General features: G+C 59.9%; 29 protein-coding genes. 9 read left to right on the forward strand and 20 right to left on the reverse strand.

The window, feature by feature from the left end; genetic code table 11:
* Positions 1-7: 7 nt before the first annotated feature.
* The 18 genes from C7440_RS08410 to C7440_RS08495 form a co-directional block, all read right to left on the reverse strand.
* A complete protein-coding gene (locus C7440_RS08410) occupies positions 8-511 on the reverse strand; it encodes a hypothetical protein (protein WP_116518179.1) in 504 nt (167 codons plus the stop codon).
* The gene (locus C7440_RS08415; protein WP_116518180.1) at positions 508-1,227 is read right to left on the reverse strand and encodes a hypothetical protein; all 720 of its coding nucleotides are present in this window, start codon (positions 1,225-1,227) and stop codon (positions 508-510) included. Before C7440_RS08415 ends, C7440_RS08410 begins: the two co-directional genes overlap by 4 nt.
* A gap of 4 nt (positions 1,228-1,231) precedes the next feature.
* Positions 1,232-2,053 carry a hypothetical protein gene (locus C7440_RS08420; protein WP_116518181.1) on the reverse strand — a complete coding sequence of 274 codons (822 nt, stop codon included), beginning with the start codon at positions 2,051-2,053 and terminating at the stop codon, positions 1,232-1,234.
* A 72-nt stretch (positions 2,054-2,125) separates the two neighbouring features.
* Complete coding sequence (locus tag C7440_RS08425) at positions 2,126-3,646, reverse strand: hypothetical protein (protein ID WP_207775392.1); 1,521 nt, start codon at positions 3,644-3,646, stop codon at positions 2,126-2,128.
* Positions 3,636-4,532 carry a hypothetical protein gene (locus C7440_RS08430; RefSeq protein WP_116518182.1) on the reverse strand — a complete coding sequence of 299 codons (897 nt, stop codon included), beginning with the start codon at positions 4,530-4,532 and terminating at the stop codon, positions 3,636-3,638. Before C7440_RS08430 ends, C7440_RS08425 begins: the two co-directional genes overlap by 11 nt.
* Positions 4,522-5,112, reverse strand: a complete 591-nt coding sequence (locus tag C7440_RS08435) for a helix-turn-helix domain-containing protein (protein WP_165832503.1) — start codon at positions 5,110-5,112, stop codon at positions 4,522-4,524. Before C7440_RS08435 ends, C7440_RS08430 begins: the two co-directional genes overlap by 11 nt.
* A 267-nt stretch (positions 5,113-5,379) precedes the next feature.
* A complete protein-coding gene (locus tag C7440_RS08440; protein WP_243410870.1) occupies positions 5,380-5,850 on the reverse strand; it encodes a hypothetical protein in 471 nt (156 codons plus the stop codon).
* Complete coding sequence (locus C7440_RS08445) at positions 5,847-6,134, reverse strand: hypothetical protein (protein WP_133244277.1); 288 nt, start codon at positions 6,132-6,134, stop codon at positions 5,847-5,849. Before C7440_RS08445 ends, C7440_RS08440 begins: the two co-directional genes overlap by 4 nt.
* The gene (locus C7440_RS08450; protein ID WP_116518185.1) at positions 6,115-6,309 is read right to left on the reverse strand and encodes a hypothetical protein; all 195 of its coding nucleotides are present in this window, start codon (positions 6,307-6,309) and stop codon (positions 6,115-6,117) included. The genes C7440_RS08445 and C7440_RS08450 overlap by 20 nt, the downstream gene beginning before the upstream one ends.
* Positions 6,306-6,959 carry a DUF6475 domain-containing protein gene (locus tag C7440_RS08455; protein ID WP_116518186.1) on the reverse strand — a complete coding sequence of 218 codons (654 nt, stop codon included), beginning with the start codon at positions 6,957-6,959 and terminating at the stop codon, positions 6,306-6,308. The genes C7440_RS08450 and C7440_RS08455 overlap by 4 nt, the downstream gene beginning before the upstream one ends.
* Complete coding sequence (locus C7440_RS19965; RefSeq protein WP_180064385.1) at positions 6,949-7,881, reverse strand: DNA-binding protein; 933 nt, start codon at positions 7,879-7,881, stop codon at positions 6,949-6,951. The genes C7440_RS08455 and C7440_RS19965 overlap by 11 nt, the downstream gene beginning before the upstream one ends.
* A complete protein-coding gene (locus C7440_RS08465) occupies positions 7,882-8,559 on the reverse strand; it encodes a phage antirepressor KilAC domain-containing protein (protein ID WP_243410871.1) in 678 nt (225 codons plus the stop codon).
* 66 nt (positions 8,560-8,625) lie between these two features.
* Positions 8,626-9,864: a DNA-methyltransferase gene (locus tag C7440_RS08470; protein WP_207775394.1), complete on the reverse strand. Its 1,239-nt coding sequence runs from the start codon at positions 9,862-9,864 to the stop codon at positions 8,626-8,628.
* Between the two features lie 38 nt (positions 9,865-9,902).
* On the reverse strand, positions 9,903-10,784 hold the full coding sequence (locus C7440_RS08475) for a hypothetical protein (RefSeq protein WP_116518189.1): 882 nt from the start codon (positions 10,782-10,784) through the stop codon (positions 9,903-9,905).
* Positions 10,781-11,053: a hypothetical protein gene (locus C7440_RS08480; RefSeq protein ID WP_116518190.1), complete on the reverse strand. Its 273-nt coding sequence runs from the start codon at positions 11,051-11,053 to the stop codon at positions 10,781-10,783. Before C7440_RS08480 ends, C7440_RS08475 begins: the two co-directional genes overlap by 4 nt.
* Positions 11,050-11,412 (reverse strand): Ref family recombination enhancement nuclease, encoded by a 363-nt coding sequence (locus C7440_RS08485; protein WP_116518191.1) that lies wholly within the window; start codon positions 11,410-11,412, stop codon positions 11,050-11,052. Before C7440_RS08485 ends, C7440_RS08480 begins: the two co-directional genes overlap by 4 nt.
* Entirely contained in the window at positions 11,409-11,867 is a 459-nt protein-coding gene (locus C7440_RS08490) for a DUF1367 family protein (RefSeq protein ID WP_116518192.1), read from the reverse strand. The genes C7440_RS08485 and C7440_RS08490 overlap by 4 nt, the downstream gene beginning before the upstream one ends.
* Entirely contained in the window at positions 11,867-12,244 is a 378-nt protein-coding gene (locus C7440_RS08495) for a hypothetical protein (RefSeq protein WP_116518193.1), read from the reverse strand. The genes C7440_RS08490 and C7440_RS08495 overlap by 1 nt, the downstream gene beginning before the upstream one ends.
* Positions 12,245-12,324: 80 nt before the next feature.
* On the opposite strand from C7440_RS08495, the gene C7440_RS19845 reads away from it, so the two are divergent.
* Positions 12,325-12,477, forward strand: coding sequence for a hypothetical protein (locus C7440_RS19845; protein ID WP_165832504.1), 153 nt, complete (start codon positions 12,325-12,327; stop codon positions 12,475-12,477).
* 99 nt (positions 12,478-12,576) lie between these two features.
* Here the strand turns inward: C7440_RS19845 and C7440_RS08500 are convergent, their stop codons facing one another.
* Positions 12,577-12,810, reverse strand: coding sequence for a transcriptional regulator (locus C7440_RS08500; RefSeq protein WP_116518194.1), 234 nt, complete (start codon positions 12,808-12,810; stop codon positions 12,577-12,579).
* A gap of 106 nt (positions 12,811-12,916) precedes the next feature.
* On the opposite strand from C7440_RS08500, the gene C7440_RS08505 reads away from it, so the two are divergent.
* The 3 genes from C7440_RS08505 to C7440_RS08515 are packed head-to-tail and all read left to right on the forward strand — an operon-like array spanning position 12,917 to position 15,327.
* Positions 12,917-13,591 (forward strand): LexA family transcriptional regulator, encoded by a 675-nt coding sequence (locus C7440_RS08505; protein WP_116518195.1) that lies wholly within the window; start codon positions 12,917-12,919, stop codon positions 13,589-13,591.
* An 11-nt stretch (positions 13,592-13,602) separates the two neighbouring features.
* Positions 13,603-14,289 carry a lysozyme inhibitor LprI family protein gene (locus tag C7440_RS08510; RefSeq protein WP_207775395.1) on the forward strand — a complete coding sequence of 229 codons (687 nt, stop codon included), beginning with the start codon at positions 13,603-13,605 and terminating at the stop codon, positions 14,287-14,289.
* A 3-nt stretch (positions 14,290-14,292) separates the two neighbouring features.
* Positions 14,293-15,327 carry a hypothetical protein gene (locus C7440_RS08515; RefSeq protein WP_116518196.1) on the forward strand — a complete coding sequence of 345 codons (1,035 nt, stop codon included), beginning with the start codon at positions 14,293-14,295 and terminating at the stop codon, positions 15,325-15,327.
* On the opposite strand, the gene C7440_RS08520 is transcribed toward C7440_RS08515, so the two are convergent.
* Positions 15,301-15,540 (reverse strand): Arc family DNA-binding protein, encoded by a 240-nt coding sequence (locus tag C7440_RS08520; protein ID WP_165832505.1) that lies wholly within the window; start codon positions 15,538-15,540, stop codon positions 15,301-15,303. The genes C7440_RS08515 and C7440_RS08520 overlap by 27 nt on opposite strands.
* Before the next feature lie 1,072 nt (positions 15,541-16,612).
* On the opposite strand from C7440_RS08520, the gene C7440_RS08530 reads away from it, so the two are divergent.
* From C7440_RS08530 to C7440_RS08555, 5 genes are all read left to right on the forward strand, one after another.
* Positions 16,613-17,080: an SPFH domain-containing protein gene (locus C7440_RS08530; RefSeq protein WP_207775396.1), complete on the forward strand. Its 468-nt coding sequence runs from the start codon at positions 16,613-16,615 to the stop codon at positions 17,078-17,080.
* A 59-nt stretch (positions 17,081-17,139) separates the two neighbouring features.
* Complete coding sequence (locus C7440_RS08535) at positions 17,140-17,856, forward strand: hypothetical protein (protein ID WP_116518199.1); 717 nt, start codon at positions 17,140-17,142, stop codon at positions 17,854-17,856.
* A gap of 721 nt (positions 17,857-18,577) precedes the next feature.
* On the forward strand, positions 18,578-18,838 hold the full coding sequence (locus C7440_RS08540) for a hypothetical protein (RefSeq protein WP_116518200.1): 261 nt from the start codon (positions 18,578-18,580) through the stop codon (positions 18,836-18,838).
* A gap of 245 nt (positions 18,839-19,083) precedes the next feature.
* On the forward strand, positions 19,084-19,956 hold the full coding sequence (locus tag C7440_RS08550; protein WP_116518202.1) for a RecT family recombinase: 873 nt from the start codon (positions 19,084-19,086) through the stop codon (positions 19,954-19,956).
* A 9-nt stretch (positions 19,957-19,965) separates the two neighbouring features.
* Complete coding sequence (locus C7440_RS08555; protein WP_116518203.1) at positions 19,966-21,636, forward strand: YqaJ viral recombinase family protein; 1,671 nt, start codon at positions 19,966-19,968, stop codon at positions 21,634-21,636.
* The last annotated feature ends 27 nt before the right edge of the window (positions 21,637-21,663 follow it).

Raw genomic sequence — 21,663 nt, forward strand, 5'->3', positions numbered from 1 at the left:
GGCCGCCCTAGAAGGTAATCACTTCGCCCGCGTTCAGGCGGTCGCCAATGCCGTTCAGGGAATCGACCATGGCGAACATGCTTTGCAGGGTGCCGGCGCGCTTGTACGCATACCAGCAGGTCATGACGGCGGCCACTTGGCTGCACGTCACAGCGTCCGATATTCGGTAGCGAAAGCCATTCATATCAACGCCGTCCTTTTCGATCACCGATGACGGGTCAGAGCGCCCAGCGCGCGCGCCGAACGTCAGGCGCGGGCTTTTGCCGTCCGAGGCAATGCCGGTTTTCAGGGAAAAGAAGGCGTTGATGCCGTCCTGCATGTCGTCTTCGGTGAACAGGCCATCGCGCGGCACGGTCAGGTCATTGGTCAGCACAACGCAGTTTTCGCGCCGTTCCCGCCGGTAATCCGCCTCAACGGATACGGCCAGCACTTCGGCGTCCGGGTCGTAGGCCGAAAACAGGGATACCGGCTTGCCGCCGTACCCGGACACGGTTGACTGGATCAGGATCATGCCAATTCCCCAGGGTAGGTATCGACGGCCACAACCAGCGGGTATCCACTTGGGTCGTCCGGGCCGGTTCCCTTGCCATCGTTCGGTTCGCCATCCTTGGGGGCGCTGAAAAGCGGCACCGTCACGCGCAGCGTCACGTCCACGGCCAGAATGTTCTTGTTCTTGCTGTCGGTCTGGATGCCCATAGCCACCATGCCCGGGTCTTCAATCTGAACCGGCCAGCGCTTGGCAATCCCTGCGAACGTGTAGCCGGCGTAGAAGCGCCGATTGACGGGCGAGTCAAGCCACAGGCCGAACTGGGCCGCCAGCGACTTGACTGTAGGCTCGTCTTCGGCGCAGAACGCCACTTGCGTACGTATCTCGCCCGATAGGGTGCGCAGCTTGAAATGGCGCTCTTTCGGGTCGCCCGGGATGATGACGCTCAATTCGTCGGCCACCTGGGTAGTGAAGTCACGCGACGGCGCGGACAAGTCGCGGGCCATAGCCACGAACACAACCGGCATCTTGGCCGGCCTGGTGGGGGCGCTGTCGGTGTCGTTGCGCTGCCAGCTTGCAAGCATGTCCTCGATGGCGTCCACCATGCGCGATGGTGCCCAGGCAATGCTTTTGTCCAGCCCGCGATTGACGTATTCGTGCATCGGCTTTGTGGTCGGAGCCAATGAGCGGTAGTAGCCGCCCATGAACTCGCCAAACGCCGCCTTGACCGGCTCAAACATGCGATTACCTCAAGAATTTGCCAAGCAGGCGGTGGTAGAGCGGGTTATCCGGCTGGGATTCCTGTTGCGGCTCGATGAACTCGGGCAGTTTCTCCGCCCCCATGAAGGCCGCCGCGTCGCGCTTCATGCGGTCGATACCGGAAATTGACACGGCCACGGGCGAGATCGCCGCACTGTCCAGCACGGAAACGTCCTGGCCGCGCGATGACAGGATGGACAGCAACTGCTCGTTTTCGATCTGCAGGCGTTCCAGCGATTCCAGCGCCATATCGCGGGCATGGTTTGCGCTGTCCAGCAGCATGAGCATGGCCGCGTTCTGTTCGTTCTGCTCGGCCAGGACAACATCGTCGTACGTCATGCCGTTCACATCGTCCAGCGCATAGCCGCGATTGGTGGAGTAGTTCGGCTCGTTCACATAGTCGAAGCCGAAGAATTCCGGCCGCCTCGGGTCAATGGCCGACGAAAAGCCGCCCACCTTGCTGTTGTACATGCGTGCGGCAATCTGGCCTGTAGCGGTATCAAGGAATTCCGCCTGGTGCTCAATCGTGCCGTCAGGGTGCGCGCGCAGCAGTGTGGTGACAATGGCCGGCTCGACGGCGTGTACCTTGCCCTCGGCAATGCCGCCCTCGGCTGGGTTCATGCCAAAGCGGATGCGGGGCCAGTGACCGAAAAAGCCGGTCATATCCCGGTTCGCGACACGTTCCTGCGCCTCGGGGCTGTTGACAGCATCCACGATGGCCTTGATGTTGAAATGGCGTTCTTTGCCGCGATACTTGCGGCCCCGTTCCTTGAGGTTGTACGAAATAACGGGCGTAGTCGCTCCCATGGCGGACTCCTTTGCAATCTATACGGCAATGATCGCCCGCCGGGAAACCATGGAAACCTTCAAATTTCCCACCTACACGTCCGCGAAGGCATCCCCGGCCTTGGCCGCCACGTCATCGGCCAACGCTTCCGCGCCGCCGGCATTGCCATCGCTCACGATGTAGCTGACGTTCTCAAGGAACGCGAAGCAGATGGCATCCCACAAGTCGGGGGAGGCCAGGCCTTCCCATTCGGTCGAATGCTTGGGCGGCACGCGGATACGCGCCTTGTCGGTGAATGTCTTGGGAATGCGCGACGACTGGTTGATCAGCGTGATCTTGTGGTCTTGCGTCAGGACGGACAGCCGGCCCTCTTTGGCGGCCCGAGCGGCGTGGTGCATGGCCTGGGCGCGCAGGTTCAGGTAGCGATCCTTGTTCTTCTTCTGGAAGCAGGGATTGCCCCAGTTGACGCGGTGAACGACCTTGTTGGCGTCTTCGAGGTCTTGGCACACGTTGATACCCAGGCCGCCGGAGTCCACCACATGCGTCACGCCCGGTAGGTCGCTGGCTTCGTCCATCATGTAGTTGGCGAACACGTTGGAGCGTATCCGGTTCGTCATGAGCGGGATTTTCACCACCTCGACGCGCCGGGCCTCGGGGCCTATGTCGCCATAGCCGATAACCCGGATGATGACGTTGGCCGACTTGTCGCGCAGACCTTCCCCTGATGCAATGTCGCCCGTCGCCAGCCAGCCCCACGGCTCACTGTCTTCGATGATCCGCCCCCGCCGGTACATTTTCTCGGCAACCTTACGACTCATCATGTGCTTGCTGGAATCTTCGGGCGACAGGCCCAGCAGGCGTACCCGCCGTTCGTCGTCATCGTAGGAACCCCACAACTCAAGCAATGAGGCGTCGCTCACGAACGGCGAATCGAACGAGCTGAACGTCATGTTGTTCCATTCGCCACCGTTGGCAATGGACAATTCGTTCTGTGTGCGCCAGAAGAACCCGGCATTGCGCGTGAACTGGCTGGTCAGCAGCATGCGGTTGTGCTGTTCGGTCAGCGCCCCCGACAGCGTGGTCAGCACTTCGTCGGGCAGGGTGCTGGCTTCGTCGCCTATGATCAGCAGCCATTCACCGTGCCGGCCCGCCATCTTGTTCGCCGTCTTGGCGTTGGCGGTCTTGGATTCGGCAAACCATACCTGCTCAAACCCCTTGATGCGCGCCGTAGCGTCGGCCATGACCTCGACATGCTCGGCAATCCAGCCATGAGGGCCGCGCCGGATGCGCTCGACGGCCACGCCGATTTCCTTCCAGAGCGTGGCCTTCAACTGATCCATGTCGTTCGCCGTCAGCAGCGTGACGGACATGGGGTAACAGAGCATGTGCCAGAGCACGATGTTTGCAATGGAGGTGGTCTTGCCCGTGCCGTGGCCGGAAGCAACCGAGGTGCGCGAGCGCGATTTCGACACGCTCCCGTATAGCTGGCGCTGCTGGGATGACGCCTGGATGCCCTGAACTTCAATCGCGAACCGCTCGGCACTGCCGGAGTAGCGTTCACAAAAAAGCGTCCAGCGCGGGTCTTCTGGTAGCAATAACCGCTTAGTCGCCATCCTCTACATCGCCATCAAACTTGATACCCAAGCGCTCCATGCGCCCCTCAACAACCCTGAACTCAACGTCTTCCGCCTCTTTCAGCGTCTTCGCATAAATCGCGTCAAGCTCTTCCTTGGGCGGGAAAATGTTGACGTTGATTTCTTCCTTAATCTCTACCTTGTCCTTCCACTGCTTGGGCTGACGGTTTTTCAGCCAAAAAATGGCCGCCGTGGTTTCGGGCGGGTAATGCTTGGTCGTCGGCGTGATGACAATCTCACTCATGCCGTCGCCCACCGAAACCGTCCGAATGTCATCCTCGGGATGCGAGTAACCCAGCGCCCGCTTGTACAGGCTGTTGGCTACCTCGGAATCGGCCTTCAACTTCCCGGCTTTTAGGGCCTCCACAAAATCAGGGTGCGCCAGCTTCCAATTGTTCAGCGTCGATACCGCTATCCCAAAGAAATCAGCCAGTTCTTCATCGGTAGCGCCGAGCAGGCATAGCTTGTAAACCTGCTCGGCATATGCGTCCTGATAAAGGGTGGGCCGTCCTACCGGATTCGGCTGGGTCGGTTCTTGTTCAGGCGCAGGACTATTCTGCGGAATGGTTTCGATGGTTTCCCTCACGGTTTCCGGTTTCGATTGAGAAACCTTAGAAACCTTCGATACCTTGGGGGATACCTTCCCCTTGGCCGGGGCCTTTTCGGGCGCTGGCGGGGCGCTGGGAGCCTGGGCGGCCCCTTTCTTAGCCCAGCTATCCCGTACCGCCGTCTTGCGAACCGCCGGGGCAGATACCGGCAAGTCCAACTCCCGCACCAGCCATGTGTAGCCATCCCGTGGGTCTGCCTCCCACGTATCGCGGATTTGCCCCCACTCTTCGGGGGAAAGCTTCGGTTTAGCTGCCATGGTGGTTCTGCTGCGCAAAGAGTTTCAACTGATTGGTTTCCGTGGCGGCTATGGATGCCTCACAGCGAAACCGCTTCATCTTGGCCCGGGCGGAGTCCGCTGCATCCTTCACGCGGGTAATGGCCCCCTCCAAGCGACTGCCGGCGCGCATGTCGATGAACCCGGGGTTCAGTTCATGGAATCGGGTCAAGGCCGCTTGCGCCTCCATGCCCGACGCAACCATGGCCGCCACCGATTCGTCCATGGCCTGTACCTTGTTGTGGATCAGACGCAGGATTTCCATGTCGCGGCGGCGTGCTGCCTCCCAGGCGTTGAACATCCATTGCGACACTTCGCGCTCTTGCGTCATGCGCGCCCCCGTCTCCCAGTCATCGGATGCCCCGAACAGGAAGTCAATGCTCACCTCGTACAGGCTGGCCGCGCGCACGATGATCCAGAGCGGCACGCTGTTGGTGTCTGTCGCTCCCTCGATTTTGCTCAACTTGGACGGGTTCGAGTACCCGAAGCGGCGGGCCGCCTCCACCTGGGAAAGGTTGCACAGTTCCCGGGCCTGACGCATACGCTGGCCGATGGTTTTCACGATGGTCGCCTGCTCGATCTTGCCGGCGGGCTGCCGGCGGGCGGTTGTGAGCCTATTTCGAATCATGACCACCCCCAAACATTGCGGACAACACGCCCAGCGAGTAAGCACCGTACACGGCGCAGGCTTCCAGATACCAAGCGGCATACAGGTTAAACATCATCGCTTCCTCCAAACTTTCGACACCGCGCGGCACAGCACGAACGGCAACCACACAGCAAAGGCGCTGCAACCAACCACAGAGACCACCACCAGTAGCGCGTCCATTCAATACCCCTCGATGTTCCAGCCCCCGCCGTCTTTGGCGGAAAGCTTCTTGACCTTAAACATGGCGAACCAGGGCAGGGCCTCGGCGCACAGGCGGATCTTCATCTGCCCCTTGTCCGTGGTGTATCCGCCCTTGGTTTCGTGAATCTGTACCTGCAGATCAGCCGTCAGTACGAGAAAGTCCACCTCGTAGAACACCCCGGCGGCCAGCCGCACGTTCATGGGGTGAAACTTCCAGTCCAGAATCTCGCCCGCCAGCTTGCGGGCCTCAAGCACCTGGGAGTACGCGGCCTCGGTCTTGTTCATCCGATCCTTGGGTAGGCGGCCCAGCGCCTGGAAGCGCTTGCGGGCGTTGTCCTGGCGTACCAGCTTCTGATGCTTGGCGTACTGCTCGGGCGTCAGTTGCAGGTTCTGGCGCGCCCCGGCCTTGGCATAGCGCGATTGCGCCAGCAGTTCGGCGTTCGTGCTCATGCGGCCTCCAAGGTTTTCGGCGATTCCGTTGCGCGCGGGGCTTTGTCGCCGCGAATGGGCTGCAGCACGCTGTCGTCAATGCCAGTCACCAGGGTTTTGCCGACCCCGCGAATGTTCAGCCAGAACGGCTCTTTGATGGCCCACGTTGCCGCGCCCTGGCGGTCGTACAGAGAAACCACCGTGACGATCCGACCGATCACAGCGCGCATGACAGCCTCATGAACGGGCGTCGGGCATTCCCCGATCCTCACCACCACGGCCATATCACCCGGTTTGCAGTTCATTTCTCAATTCCTCCTTGACCAGGCCGGCCATATGCGCCCCCATCCACTCGAAGGTTTCGAGCTGCTTCTGCTTGGCGAAGCGCGGGGCCGTGGTTGATCGCAAATTCTTGATCTTGCGCACCATGCAATGGACGCAAGCCTTGTTGTAGACATATCCGGTCAGTTCGCATGTCATGCCGCCCTCTGCTCTGGTGCGGCCAGCAGCGCTACGTCGCCCGCGCTCGCCCGCTCAAAGCCCAAGCGCGGCTGTGCGGTACCGCCCTGCATCACGCGCGCTGCCGTGGTCGCGTCGCCAATCAGCACAGGGGCCTGGCTTTCCCGGTTCTCTTGCGCGTTTTGCGCCTGGGCCAAGCCGATCAGCACAGGCGGGTACTCCGGGGTCTCGTTGCGGATGCGGTAGCCGCGATAACGGTTCTCAAACTCTTTCGCAACGAACGGCCAGTCGTGATCCGTCTTCATGCCCAGCATCGTCCAGCCGCCCATGTCTTCCAGCACGCGATGGATCAGGGCGTCATCGAACGCCACGCTCTCCCACGTTCCGACCTGGCGCACGGCCTTGTCCACCTTCGACCACGCCGCCAGCGCGGAATCCTGGGTGGAGCCGGTCATCATCTTCAAAATGTCCGCCGGCTTCGGCATGAACTGGCCCGAGTCCGGGTTGTGCATGTGGCGGTCGAACGCCTGGCGCACCGCCGGCAGGTCGTAGGGCTTCATGACGTTCCACCACATGCCGATAGCGATGTTCGACAGCGGGCGGGTAGGCGCAAGCAGTTCAGCCGTAGCGCCCAGGATCATCACAAAATCGTCGTAGTCTTTAGGCTGCATGGCTCTCTCCAAAAATCATCTTCTTTGCCTCTTCGGCGGCTTTCATGCTCTGGTCGAACGCGCTTGACCCGCCTGTACCGGCCCGGCCTCGCGCTGGGCGGCTCTCTGCGGCCCGGCGCACCCAGTTGCGCCACGTACCCAGCCAGTCAAGCTTTGTGGCGTCCTTGCCGGTCTTTGGCACCCAGTAGTCGCGGAATTTGTCGGCCTCCAGGCGAACGCGGTCAGCATCCCAGTCGGGTTGGTCTTCAAGCGCCCACTCGCCCCACAGCTTGGGAAGCTTCCAGTCGGAAGGCAGTCGCGATCCCCTGGGGGATGAAGCGCGGGGGGCCGGCTGCGCAGCAGCAGGCGGGTCGTTTTCAGCAGGCAGGCCCTCCGGGTTGCTGGGATTCCCCCCGGCTTCGGCGGCCTCTCTTTGTTCCTGCTCCTGTTCTTTCTTCTGCTCCTGTTCCTGTTCCTGGCTTGCAAGGGGCTTAGAAGGGGCTTGCGGCGGATTGATCAATTCACGGCTTTCTGTCATGCAAAAAGCGTCCTTGTATTTCTCGAAGAACCGCGCCAGATAAGGGTTTGAGGGCAATGACATGTATTCGTTATGCACGCCCTTTACCCGCAAGTCGGCGGGCTTGAGTGAGTCGGCAATCTGGTATGACGCCATTTCGATCACCCACACCACCTCCGAAGCCTCGTCATACTCACAAAACCCCGCTTCGATGGCGCTACGAAGCCCCTTTGATGCCCCTTCCATGCCTAGCCCGGTTTCGTGCGCAATGAACATTTCCGGGCAGTAATACAGGCCCAGCATGTTCGCGTGCGGACTGGTCAGCAGGTACATGGCAACAATCTGCGCCTCCATCCCAGCCGCGCGCATGCGTTTGCCTGTCGCGCCGATCCAGAACTTCGGGCTAACCTTTGAGTAATCACGCATTTATGCCGCCTCTTCCTGCCGCCGAAGACGGTATTTCGCCCACTCACCAGCGGCCCAGGTAACGCCCTTGGGCGTGAAGCGCATTTGATTGAAAGCGTGTTCGTTTGCGTTGGAAATGCCGGTCTTGACCTCGAAGCGCCCGGCGTCAATATGGTTCTGATACGGGGTCAGGACGCCGGCCAGACGGTACGCAACCTTCTCTTCGATCAGGAACAGCCGGAAATGGCCTTCTTTCGCCCCCAGCAGCTTGCAGACCTCACGGAAGCCCTTGCTACCGTTGGCGGTCGCGTAGCGGTCTACGAACTCAACCTTGGGCGCTGCGGCGGTCAGGGCGGCCTGTTGCTGCTCTATGCGCTCGGCCTGCTCGGCTGCCAGGCGCAGGGCCTCGGCAAACGTGCCAGGAACGCGCACTTGGCTTTCCAGTTCCTGCCAGCGGTCAACCAGCCGGGCGGTGAACTCCGGGGAAAGCTGGGCCACAATCACATAGCTGTCGCGCTTACCGATCAGGTACACGCGCGTCGCGCGCGGGCGGCCCATTGAATCGGTATCGTGTTCGTCCCCCACTGGGGGTTGAACGATCAGGCCACGCTCGGCCAGGCGCTCTATGGATTGCTTCACCTTGTCATGGCGAGACCCAACCAATTCGGCAATCTCTCGACTGCTCATGGTGGGGGCCATGCCTGGAATAAAGACTGGCGCTTTTGCGTGGGGCTGCGTTACAATTGACGTATTCATTGCGAGTCCTTATGAAATTTCAATGAACCGGCCCGGGTCAGCAGCTACTGACGCCGGGCCATCTTTTTGGTATTCGTTTGAGAACAGATCAAGCTGGGGCTGCGGCTGACCCTCCGCATCCAACAGGCTGCGCTGCAGGTAGGCGTACTCGATCCGGGCGCGCGCTATATCCAGATACCCAAGCGGTCTGCCCTGGTCGTCGCTATCCAGATCGAAGCCGATGAATTCAAAGCCTTCCAGAACGGCGGCCTTGCCGGTCGATCCGCTTCCCGTGAAAATGTCCAGCACCGTGCCGCCGGGCGGCGTTACGAGCCTGCACAGGTAGCGCATAAGGCTGGTGGGCTTGACGGTGGGGTGATTGTTCTTGACGGGCGCTGGCTTCCATCCGTCACGGCGGGTAATGTGCTGCCCGCTGGTGTTGCTGTTCATGCCGCCTTCGCGGTCTTGGATACCGTCGCACCCCTCATTCCTGTCCGCGCGGCTGGCCTTGGCGCTGTAGAAGAAACGGGCCGCAGTGCCGGTATCGCCATGAAACGCCCCGGCAACGCGCGCACGCTCGCCAGTAATCAGTCCGGTGCTGGCGGCGCTCGCCTCGGTTCCCTTGACGGGGGCGCTCGCCCCGCGCTCGCCGTATTGGGCGAAAGCCTCAAGCACCTCTTCGCTGCCGTCATGGATGATGTTCGCCGGCCAGCGGCCCAGGCTATGCGGCTGCGTAACGGTGCCACGCCCCCGGCATTCATCCTCATGACGACGCGGAAGGCCGCCGCTTCCTGTGTTCGGGCGCATTGCTTCCGCCGGCACGCGGCAAGCGTCAATATTCAGCGCCCCCGTGCCGTGCTCAAGAACATTGCCAGCCACGGTTCCATCAAGGGGCTTGCGTGCCACGCATATCGGCTCTTGCGCTGGCTTGAGCGCTGTTCCCCATCCAGCCCATTGCGCGGAATCCTCGCCCGACATGTCCTGTTCGGCGATGTTGCGCGACTTGGGGAAGCCGGAGCCGTACAGCCAGCCGATTTGGTCGCGAATCTCGAACCCAGCGTCTTCAATAGCGCACGCCATGCGGTGATACGTGCGCGTTCCGCTGAACGCAAGCAAGTGGCCGCCGGGTTTCAGCACGCGCAGGCTTTCGCGCCAAACCTCGACGTTGTAGGCGATGCCGCTGCTATCCCACCCCTTGCCCATAAAGCCAAGCTCGTAAGGGGGGTCGGTGACAACGCTATCGACGCTTTCATCGGGCAGGGTCTTCAACAGATCCAGGCAGTGGCCGCGCTCTAACCTGTACGGCCTCATGGTTGCGCCCCCGGCTTGCTCTCGCCGCCCGCCCGGGCTATGGCCGGCATCGGTGCATTTGCGCTCTCGACGGCGCGCTCGATTTCCCGAAAATTCTGCCGAAGGCCACGGATCACTTCATCGCGATCAAGCGCGGCTGCAGCACGATGGGCGGCGCTTGCGATTTCGTACGCGCTGGCGGATCTAGGCAGGCCAAGCGCTTCGGCCAGTTCGCCACGGGCGGAGTCAATGCGCGACATATCCTCGTTCGCCCGATCTTTGGCTTTTTGAATGCGATCCCGGTATTCGGCATCCGCGTCACGGGCGGCCTGGCGCAGCATTTCGGTGGCGTGCTCGTACTCCATATCCGCATGGGCGCGGTCTCTGACGGCTTCTGCAACCTGCTTGCCCAGTCGGTCATTCATGGCATACAGGGCCTGCCAGATGCTTACCTCTTTCGGCTTATTTCGTTCAGCCTCACGCCTGACGCCATCAATGATCAGCTTCACCCAGGCGTCGCGCGGCAGGTTTTCCAGTGGGCGCATGGTTGGCCCCTTGACCGTCCGCCAGCCGTTCGGCCCGCGCACGATCAGGCCGCAGCCATCTGGAAGATCGGACTTTTTGATAAGGCCCTCGGGTACGGCGAAGATGACGGCGCAGGCAAAACGCAGGTAATCCAACCACTTGCCTTTTGTCACGTCAGCGCGAAAATCCGACAAGGAAACCTTGCACTCGTAGGCAATGGGCTGGAACCTTGCGTACGACATTGGCACTGAATACACGTCAGGCCGGGGTGAACCCGATGGGCCAAGCTGCATATCAGTCCATACAATGCGGTCTGATTTGCCCCGGACAAATTGGGCCAGGTCGTTCGCCAGATCATCATGCTTCCAGTTCACGCGGCCACCTCTTCATCGGGGCCTACGCGCGGCTGGTAGTTTTCCTCAAAGGTGAGGCGGTAATCCACGTATCCGTACACATTGGACACAAACCCGCGACCGCATCCACCGCAAACAAACTTTTCCCCCGGCATGGCCGGCACGCCGTCCAGCCATTCGAAGTTTTCCGCCAGCACAAGCTCTCCGACAACCGGAATACGGTTGACGTGAAATGACGGCTTCCCGCAATCGGGATCTATGAATGTGAGGGCGTGGGTCTCTATGCTCATGCCGCCACCTCTTCGGCCATGCCGTTGGCAACCAGGGCGGCATGCGGTACCGCGCAGCCACGATCCAGCAGAATCTGGATGCACTCGGCCACCAAGCTCAACTGGAAGCCGTATTTCTTCTCGAAGCGGGCCTTCCAGGGATGAACGGCGATGACGCCCGGTATTCCGGCGTCCTGATGGTGCGGGCCGCACAGGGGCAGAACCCACCAGTGCGCGTTTTTCTTCACGCGCCCGTCAATGTGGTGGATCGACACCCAGGAAGTGAAAATTCCATCCTTCGAGCAGGCAATGCAGCCGATATGGCTGGCCAGCATGTCGTGAAACCGTTTCTCTTCCGCGTTGACGCTGCGCCCCTTCATACAAACCCCACGATTTGAGCGACAACATCATCCAAGTCTTGCCGCGTGTAGTTGGTCAGCACTTTTTGCAGCAGGACGTTTGCCACGGCTGAATACAGTTTTTCGAAGTCTTCCTGCTCCATGCGGGAAAACTTGATGCTTTGAGCTTCGGCGCGCACGTCGCCATTGATGTTCGCCACCGCGTCGTAGAAGCCGGCGGCGATGATGCAGTCCTTGCGGAAACGGTTGCGGTTTTTCTGAACCGGCAGGCCACGGTGTTCCGCCTCGGGCGGTTCCCAGGCGTCGAACCCAATGTCCAACATGGCGAAGAACTTGCGGTGAAACTTCGAGTTGCGCATAGACGCCACCTCGGCGCGGATCGTTGACCCGACCTTGAACCGGCGGCACGCATCGGCCTGCTCTTCATCGAGCGGCACAAACGAGCCTTGCGGGGTCTTGAGCAACAGGACTTCCATTACGCCGACACGCCCGCAGCAAGTACGCGGCGAAGCGCAAGGTTTTCTTCCCGCAGCAGGCGGTTTTCTTTTTCGGTCTCGGTTTCCAGGCGGCGCAGGCTGGATACGTCATAGCCGCGACGGTGGAGCATCCACAACAGCGGCGCATCATTGCCGCAGGTGTCCATGAGCAATTCAAATTTCGGCCAGATAATCCCCTCGGTTCCATTTGTCCACCGTGAGAACTGCGCCTTATCAACTTTCAATTCGGCCTGTAAGGTCTTGTCCAGGGAATACCCGCCAGCCTTGGCGCAAAGTTCGATTGCGCCGCCCAGGGTTTTCTCGCGCGCGACCTCGTTTGGGGTAACGATTGTTGGTAGTGAAATTTGGTTGCTCATGTCGCCTCAATTTTGTTGTGTGGTGTTGAGAGGTAATAAAGGGCAAAAATAAAAACACGTACTAAAAACCGGAGATAAACATGCTTACTGCTAATCAGTCCGCCCAGTCCGAATATGCGGCCCTGCTGGAACTGGCTGTCGATAAAGCCTGGGAGCAATGCGCCTTCCCCAGCGACGAACTGGTGGTGTCGTGGTTCTTTCGATTGGTATCCGGCTGCTCGACAGTTCATTGATCTATACGTCCGTTGGGCCAATGGGGATTCGCTTATCCACGGGCTGTTCGGCTTCATCGGGCTTGGGGGTGGTGCTCATGTGCAGTCTCGCTTTTGTGGTTATGCGGCCTTCTTGCCGCGAACAATCGACCAGTCCACGCTCGGGCAAAGAAGCTCACACGGCACCCCGGTCATTTGCTCGATCCGGGGCGCGTACTTCGCCGGGACTTCTCGACCCTCCTGCTTCCACTGATTCAGCGCGCCGCGAGTCAGGCCCAGGGCGCGCGCGAGGGCGGCTTCTGATCCGAAGAGGCCGGCGGCAGTCTCAAGTGGGTGAACGGTTTTCGTATCCATGACGCAGAGTATACGTTTTCTGGACGCATTTGGTCAACTAAATATAGACCTGTCGCGTATAGATTTTCTCTACACTCGAAAACCATAAGTAAAAAGGGGTCAATGGATGGAAATTAGTGACTGGGTGCGTAATGCTCGGGAGTTCGCCGGGCTGACACAGCCACAATTAGGAGACGCGCTCGGGATCTCCAAGCAGAACATTTCCGCCTGGGAGCGCGAGCGCCATGAACCCAGCTTCGATAACCTGATAAAAATCATCAGCGTGACGGGCTACCCGGAACCCTTGCCGGGCCTACCGCTTGAGCTATGGCAGGCAAGGCTTGATGCCGAAGAGGCCAAGCAGAATGAAATCTACCTACCCGTGCGAAACGCCGCCTTCGAACTGGGGTACGGCACTGACGACCCGGGCATTGAGCTTGTCGCGGAACGAATCCGCTTCACCCGGTCGTTCATCCGCTCGGAAATGCCCCACATAACCAGCCTGGCGAACCTGTCACTATTGCCTCACGCCGATTCAAGCATGGAGCCTACGTTCAGCGCGGGAAACCTGCTTGTGGTGGATCGCGGTGTCAATGACATGAAGGGCAACGCGGTTTACGCCTTCCGCCTGCAGGGCCAAGTCTTCGTCAAGCGGATCGTGCGCAACCCGATAACAATGAGCATCACAGCAAAGTCGGACAACGAATTGCACGGCTCTTTTGAAATCGAACCGGCCCAGGCTGAATCGCTTGAAGTCCTGGGGATGATCGTCTATGCAATGCGCGGGAAGCGCGTTCAATAAAAAGCAAGAGCATGAACACTACAAAAACCCTTCTGGCAGCCATCATCATGACCTTTTCTGCCGGCGCGCTGGCGCAAGAGGCCCCGCCCGAATGCGGAGACAGCCAAGTAACCGGCCTGGTGGTCAACACCATCAATCGCAATATCCGCGAAAACCCGCTGATTGCGGCCAGGGCCGGCGGCATCCGGGCCATATCGGTTGACGCCGTGGCCCAGGTCTACGCCGACCCGGCGATACGCGCCTGCCTGGCGGACGTGCGGCGCAGCGATGGGGTTGTCGAGAACGGGTACACGGTGGAGTGGATCAACCGATCATCGGGCGAGTTTGCCATCCAGCTTGTGGGTGCTGACACGCTGCAGGCCCGGTATGGCAAGCTGACCGCGCAAAGCGCCCCCGCCAGCGCGGCGGCCAACGGCTACGAGGCCTGCATCGAGGCCGCCGAATCGACCGGCGAAATGATCGACTGCGCCAACGCCGAAGCCCAGCGCCAGGACACCCGCCTGAATGCGGCCTACAAGGCGGCAATGGCCGTCAACGACAAGAACGCGCTACGGACAGCCCAGCGCCAATGGATCAAAGACCGTGACAGCCAGTGCGCCCCCAATGAGGACGGCGGGCAGATGGCCGGGCTTGAGGCCGCTGATTGCGTGGCGACCATGACGGCGGCCAGGGCGGACGAACTTGAGGCCATGAGGTAATGCATGGAAGAGCTGTTCTTTTCGGCCACGCCGATACAGGGCAGCACCCCGGCGGCGGGCGCTCTTCCGGTTCCCTCCCAATACCTATGGGCGGTTTGGGATATTTACCCCGGCCATGACGTGCGCAGACCGCCCCTGTTTTCAGGGATCGAACCGGACGCCCATGGCCTACTGCGCCGGCACAGCCAGTTTGACATTCGCATAGGCGACGGCGACAACCACCACTTCAATGAACGGCTGCGGGAAATGGCCCGCCAGCCCGGCATGCTCGTTTCCAGCCTTCGCCGATCATCCGGGCGTCACTTTCTTGTCGCTTGGGAAACCCGGATTCACTACCTGATGGGCCTGCCGCCAGTTTTTGAGGTGGATGGTCTGGGTTTGGCCGACCTGCACAAGCGCCAGGAAGAGACGGGGGTCGCGCCGGACGTGTCAGGGTATGCCAGGGCCTACCTGCGAAGAAAAGAGGCAGAGGCGGCGTTTTGCGCGCCGCCAGGCCTGGATGCCGAGGCAATAGTTCCTGAATTCGTCTACGCGGATCACAACGAAAAATATATTTCCACCGCCCCCAACTGGAAGCGGCACCGCGTCGTCAGGAAGACCCCACAGACCATTTTTGTTGATCGGTTCGCGTACTGCACGGGCGAACACATGCGGCGCGGCTGGCAGGCGGGCGTCATCTACACGGCCATGATCGAACGGGCCGTCTTTGAGGAAACGGGCCGGTACTACCACCAGACGCTGAAAGCCCATTTCGTACACGAACCCATCGCGCGCGCCCGGGCCAAGGCCCTATTCAGGCCGGGCGGGCGGTTCAGTGAGCCGGTGCTGGATCTGCCGGCGGGCGATATTCAGTGGGCGATGGGCGTGCTTGGCGTGGAAGCCTGGCCGGTAACGACTGGCGCGGTCAAGAAAGCCTTTGCCAAGGCGGCCATGCTTCACCACCCCGACCGGGGCGGCCATGCCAGGGCCTTCATTGAGTGCCGGGCGGCGCGCAACCTGCTGCTTTCCAGGCTATCGCCTTTCCCTGAACGCCGATAGCTCTATGGTTAGAGACTCCACGGCGGCGCGCAGACATTGGATTGTTTTGATTAGTTCCTCTTGGCTTTGAGCGGTATCAAAGCTGCTATCCAAGCGCGCGACGATTTCACCATTCATTGAGCGGCCATTCTTTTCCCCGGCCTTGGCAAGCCTTGCCCGCATGCCATGCGGCATACGCAAATTGAACTTCTCGTACTTGCTTTCTGGTGTCACTACGCGCCTATCCTCCGCTGATTGCCCGAAGGATACCAATTTGTAAGCATGAAAAGAATGGTGGCATTTTGGCCCCAAAATCTTACAAAGTGGCATAATTCAGGTCGATGTCAGTGTGACATTATTCAACAAAGGAAGTTACCAGTGGCAACAACATCAGTCCTAGAAGCAACCCTGCGTACAGCGGCCCGCGTTATGAAAGAAGGTGAAGCATCGTGACGTATGACCAAGCTACGCTCCCCAGCACAGATGCAGCAACCCGCCCGCCCCCGCAGAAGAAGTCAGAAGCAATGCCCCACATCAAGCTAAGCCTTTCGTCCTACCAGTCCGGGATCAACAAGCTTTTGCAGCTCGAAGCCCTCACTGCCTCCCTGTCCGGCCCCGGCTTTGCACCATTCCGCCAACTTAGCCCATCCCTGCAAGAGAACCTTGCATCCCTTGTTGCAGACCTCACCCAGGACGCCCGGCGCGCCCTTGAGCACTGTAATAGCCAGTAGGGCCGCCCCGCCCAAGTAGACGAAGCCCCTTTAAAGGGGCTTTTTGACCCCAAAACCTAGTTTGTTACAAATAAATCCACCCCCGATAGATTTATCTGTACCGATTTTGTTGACTTATGCGTCCACGATACCTATACTTCGTTTCATCAAGTCTATTAACAAGAGACTTAGAACGCTCTTTAACAACCCGCTCGATGAATCGCCGCGATGCCCGCAAGGGAACGCGCGGCCTGCCCGACTACGTGGGGGCAGAAGCAAATCCCACGAAAAAACAGAGAACCGCGCAGGCTCGGTGTTCCGAGCGCTGTACTGCAAAGCGATCTGCCGATTTCAATTCCATCGAATTCGGGGGAATTGGAACGCCAATTGGAAAGCATGGCGGGTAATGCGTCAGCCACGAAGGGGCCAACCCTCACGGGCTGTTTGATCCGAGTCGTCGGGAATCTCAAACGGATGAAATATTCCGCCGAACCCGAAGAAAAGGGCCTGGCAACAGGCCGCTTTGGTAAGCGCCCGCAATGGGTGCTTACTGAAGCGCAGGCGCGCTAAACAACCAACTTTTACGTGAGAAAAATATGGCTGCTTTGATTGTTTTTGGACTTCTGGCCCTGGCCTGCATAGGCATAGCGCTGATTCGCATTTCCTCGGAAGGCGAGGCCGATGGGGTAAGCAAGTCACTCGGCATTGCCGCGCTGGCTCTTGCCATAGCGGCGGTTATTTCCTACCCCTATGTGAATGTCTGGCAACGCTCAATGAGCGGTCAGGCGCAAATGGCCGAGGCCGAAGCAAACAGGCAAATCAAGGTGCGCGAGGCGCAGGCCATCAAGGACTCCGCTCAACTGCTCGCAGACGCCGAGATTGCCCGCGCCCACGGTGTCGCCGAAGCCAACCGTATCGTTGCTGATGGCCTTGGCGGCCCGGAAGGCTACCTTCGCTACCTCTACATCGAGGGGCTGAAAGAGGCGCAACGCCAGGGCGCGCAGATTATCTACGTTCCCACCGAAGCCGGCTTGCCTATCCTTGAGGCGAGCCGCCTGAAATAGTCCACCCACACGCCGCGCCCAGTGCGGCAATCGCCACCCCCAACCAAACAGGAAAAATCATGGAAATCAAAATCAACCTCGATCTTTCGGCGGCAGTGTCCAATGCGCTGGCCCCTGAAAACCTCGCCCCGATCCTGAACAAGCACGTAACCGAGGCGATCACCAACGCCATACGCACCGCGACCGGCTACCGAAGCGAATTTTCGGAAGCGCTTGAAGCGCAATTTAAGGAGCACATGCCACACGGCCTGGGCCTGGATGACGTTGTGAAATTCCAGCACGTCCTGAATGAAGCGCTGAAAGGGGCAGTTCACGGCGCAAACTTCGAGACCGTGAACGCAGCCCTGGCCGAAGCCGCAAAATCGGCACTGCCCGAAGTTCCGGCCATGGTGAGCATGTCGGAACTCTTGAAAATGGCGCGCGAAAGCCTGACCTATGAAGAGGGTGAGGCCTTCTACGCCCTGTACGAAGAATCCGACCACGGGTACCGCCACCTCTACTTGGATAGAAACCCGAAGGTTGGCAGTGCCTCTTTCGGAATCTACACGCGCGAAAGCAACAAATACAGCGCCGACATAGCCCTGTCATTCAACAAAGAGGGTGAGGTGTACTCGCTCAAATTCCGGGATGGTCATGTGACCCCATCATCCAGGCCGACCGTTATTTCGCGATTCGATTCAATTCTCATGGCTATGTATGTTGGCCGAACGCGATTGACGGTTGACATGGATGCCGACGAGGTTGAATACGCGGCACAGGAGAAATACGACGATTAAGGGCAGTTCCCTAGCCGCCGGGGTCGAAAGATAGGGGCGGACGCAACAGCCGGCGGAGCGCGCTTCACTATCACCGGCAGCCAGAGAGTTACGGGCCTCTGATTTCCACCCGGCCCAACAATCCGTTTCGCGTGGGTGCCTCATGTGAGGGAAAGCCTGGGCATTCCGAGGGATTGGGTGCTTGATCTGGTGGGCAGCCTGGGAAGACGGGCAACACAATAACGCGAGCCTGAACGCGCACAGGCCCATGCCGGACATGGTTAAAGCCGAATCCCTTACGGCGGGCAGCCGAGGCCCATGCTTGAGCCTGTCTAACGTGTAATGACGAGCAAATACAGCAGGCCCTGCTTCGGCAGGGCCATCACATAGGCGGCGGCGTGGAAAGCTGGGTCGCTCCCTAGAGACACGCACGAACGCATGGGCCTGATAGAAAGAGGTCGGATGACAAGGGGCACGCCAAGGCCACGCCCCCGAAGCCCGAATACAACCATGTCTCTCGTATAGCTGGGGCAGCGCCCAGCCCGCCTATGTGATGGTCGCAGGAAAGCGTCAGGCACCCGACTTGTAATCGGGCCAGCCAAGGACAAACGCGATGATAAGCCACTGGCCTCGCGCCGACGCCATACGGGTAGCGCCCGGCGTCCATCTTCAAATTCCCCTCAAAAAACCCCCAAATCGAAAGGCCGGCACTCCGCCGGGCCGATCACATGGAGCGCGTCCTATGAAAACCGCAATCAAAACCACCAACGAAATTGCCGCTGCATATGATTCGGCCCCGCTGATGTTCAAGCGCGAATCGACCCGGCACCCCTACAGCCCGAACAGGCGCTTGAAGCCTTCGCAGGAATATCGCTTCGAGGGCAAGGGCGGATACGCCCCCAACAGCGACAAAATCCCCCTGCTACCGGCCATCGGGTACACGGCGGCATTCATCGGCGCTGGCGCTTTCTTCATGTTCGTCGGCGCGGCGGCTGGATTCTGACATGGCCGGCAAAACCGTAACCGTGAAGTGCAAGGCATGCCAATCGCCATTCGAGGCCCGCGTAGCCGACCGCCGGCGCGGCTGGGGCCGATTCTGTTCAAAGTCCTGCAAAGCCATCCATCAAGAGCGGCGCTCCGGGCAGTACCGGGATTGGCTCAACGGGGCCGACCCGGATCACAACCCTGAATTTTCAAACGCTCACCAGTTCGACAACTGCGAATAGTGACACCACAAGGAAATGAGAAATGTCTGAACTTCAAACACTCCCCGACCAGGCGCAGTCAAGCACCAGCGCGCTGATCCTCGACCCCAATTCATTCGACAAGGTAATGGCTTTTGCCGACATGATGGCAAAAGGCAGCGCCACCGTGCCGCGCCACCTGCAGGGCAACCCAGCAGACTGCGCCGCCGTCACCATCCAGGCGATGCAATGGCAAATGAACCCGTTTGCCGTGGCCCAAAAGACCCACCTGACCCAGGGCGGCACACTGGGTTACGAGGCCCAGCTTGTGAACGCCGTTGTAATCGCGCGCGCGCCCATCGAGACTCGCCCCGAGTTCACCTTCATCGGCGACTGGGACAAGATTCTAGGCCGGGTCGAAGAGCGCAAATCGGACAAGGGCGGGAAATACTACGTGGCCGGCTGGAAGCCATCCGATGAAATCGGCCTCGGTGTTATTTGCAGTTGCCTGATCCGTGGCGAGGCCGTTCCGCGCGAAATCAAAGTCATGATGACCCAGGCCTACCCGCGATTCTCAACCCAGTGGGCCACCGACCCGCAGCAGCAGATTACCTACCTGGCTGTGCGCAAGTGGGCGCGCCGCTACGCGCCTGACGTGATCCTCGGCGTCCACACCAACGACGAACTTGAACCGATTGACGGCTATCAAATGCGCGACATGGGGCCGGCTGAAACCGCCACGCACGAAGAGCCGGCCAGCAAGGAACTGCCGCCATATTCCGACCAGAGCATTGAAGAGAACAAGGCCAAGTGGCAAGAGGCAATCGACTCGGGGCGGCTCAAAACGGAGCAGCTTATTGCCAATATCCGGTCGAAGTACACGCTAAGCGCCCAGCAACTTCGCACCATTCAGAACATGGAAGCCGTCACGGCATAAGGAAACCACATGAAAGTCCATAACGTAATTCAAGGCTCGCCGGAATGGCTGGCCCTGCGCTTCAAGTGCCTCACCGCCAGCGAAGCCCCGGTAATGATGTCGGCCACCACAAAGATGATGCGCAATGAATTGCTGCGCATGAAGGCGACAGGCGCTGAACGCGAATACAGCGACTGGGTTCAGCGCAACCTCTTCGACAAAGGCCACGAATACGAAGCGGCGGCCCGTGTGATTGTCGAAGAAATGATTGGGGAAGAGCTTTTCCCGACGACCGCCACCGACGACGAAGAACGGATTCTGGCGTCGTTCGACGGAATCACCATGCTCGGGGAAGTCATTTTCGAGCACAAAATGTGGAACGAGACACTGGCCCAGGCCGTGCGAGAGCGCAACCTTCCGCCGGAGTACTTCTGGCAGCTTGAACAGCAACTGCTTGTCAGCAAGGCTGAAAAGGCCATTTTCGTGGTATCGGACGGCACCCGCGAGAAATTCGTCTGGATGGAGTACACGCCGGTCGATGGCCGCGCCGCCCTGCTGCTGGCGGGCTGGGCGCAGTTTGAGAATGACCTTGCCACGTACGAAGTTGTGGACGAAAAGCCCCAGGCCGTTGGCCGCTCCCCTGAAAACCTGCCGGCGCTTCGAATCGAAGTCACTGGCATGGTGACGGACAGCAACCTTCAGGCGTTTCGAGAGCATGCCCTAAGCGTCATCGGGGCAATCAACCGCGACCTCGTTACCGACCAGCACTTTGCCGACGCCGAAAAGACGGTCAAGTGGTGCAAGGACGTTGAAGACCGGCTCGCGGCTGCAAAACGCCATGCGCTCGCCCAAACCACCAGCATTGACGAACTGTTCCGCACCCTGGACGCCATCGGCGAAGAGACGCGCAGCACTCGACTGGAACTGGATCGGCTTGTGAAGGCCATGAAGGAGAACCGCCGGAACGAGATTCTGGCCGCTGGCAAGAAGGCTTTTGCCGACCATATCGCGGCGCTGAATAAGCGGCTCGGAACGGTGCGCATGCCCGAGGTTTCCTGCGACATTGCCACGGCCATGAAGGGTAAGCGAACCATCGCCACCCTGCAGGACGCGGCAGACAGCACCGTGGCGGCGGCGAAGATCGAAGCCAGCATGATCGCTGACAAGATTGACGAAAACCTCGAAACGCTCCGCACGGAAGCTGACGAATATTCGTTCCTATTCACCGACGCCCAGCAGCTTGTCATGAAGGAAAACGCTGACTTGGTGCTGGTGATCAACGCCCGGATTTCCCACCACAAGAAAATGGAGGAAGAAAGGATTGAGCGGGATCGCGCCAAAATCCGCGAAGAAGAAGCCGAGAAAGCGCGCTTGGCAGCCGCGCCGGCCCCTGTCGCCCAGCCAGCAGCGGCACCAGCCCCGGCACAGAGTCAGGCCGCGCCGGTTCGCCAGGCCTATCGGCCAGCACCAGCGCCCGCAGCACAGCATGAATACCATGACGCCCCTGATCTTCGGATCGGCAACATTTGCGGGCGGCTGGGTTTCACCATGACGGCGGGCTTTCTGGAAGGCATCGGATTCGAGCCGGCAGGGCGAGAGCGCGGCGCGGTTCTGTACCACGAAAGCGACTTCGACCGCATCTGCGTAGCCCTGATCAACCATATCGAAAGCGTCCGCGTCGAGCATCACGAAATGGCCTGACGGCCATCATCAACCATGCGGGCGGCC

This window comes from Pusillimonas noertemannii (genome assembly GCF_003096595.1).
GTDB lineage: Bacteria > Pseudomonadota > Gammaproteobacteria > Burkholderiales > Burkholderiaceae_B > Pusillimonas > Pusillimonas noertemannii.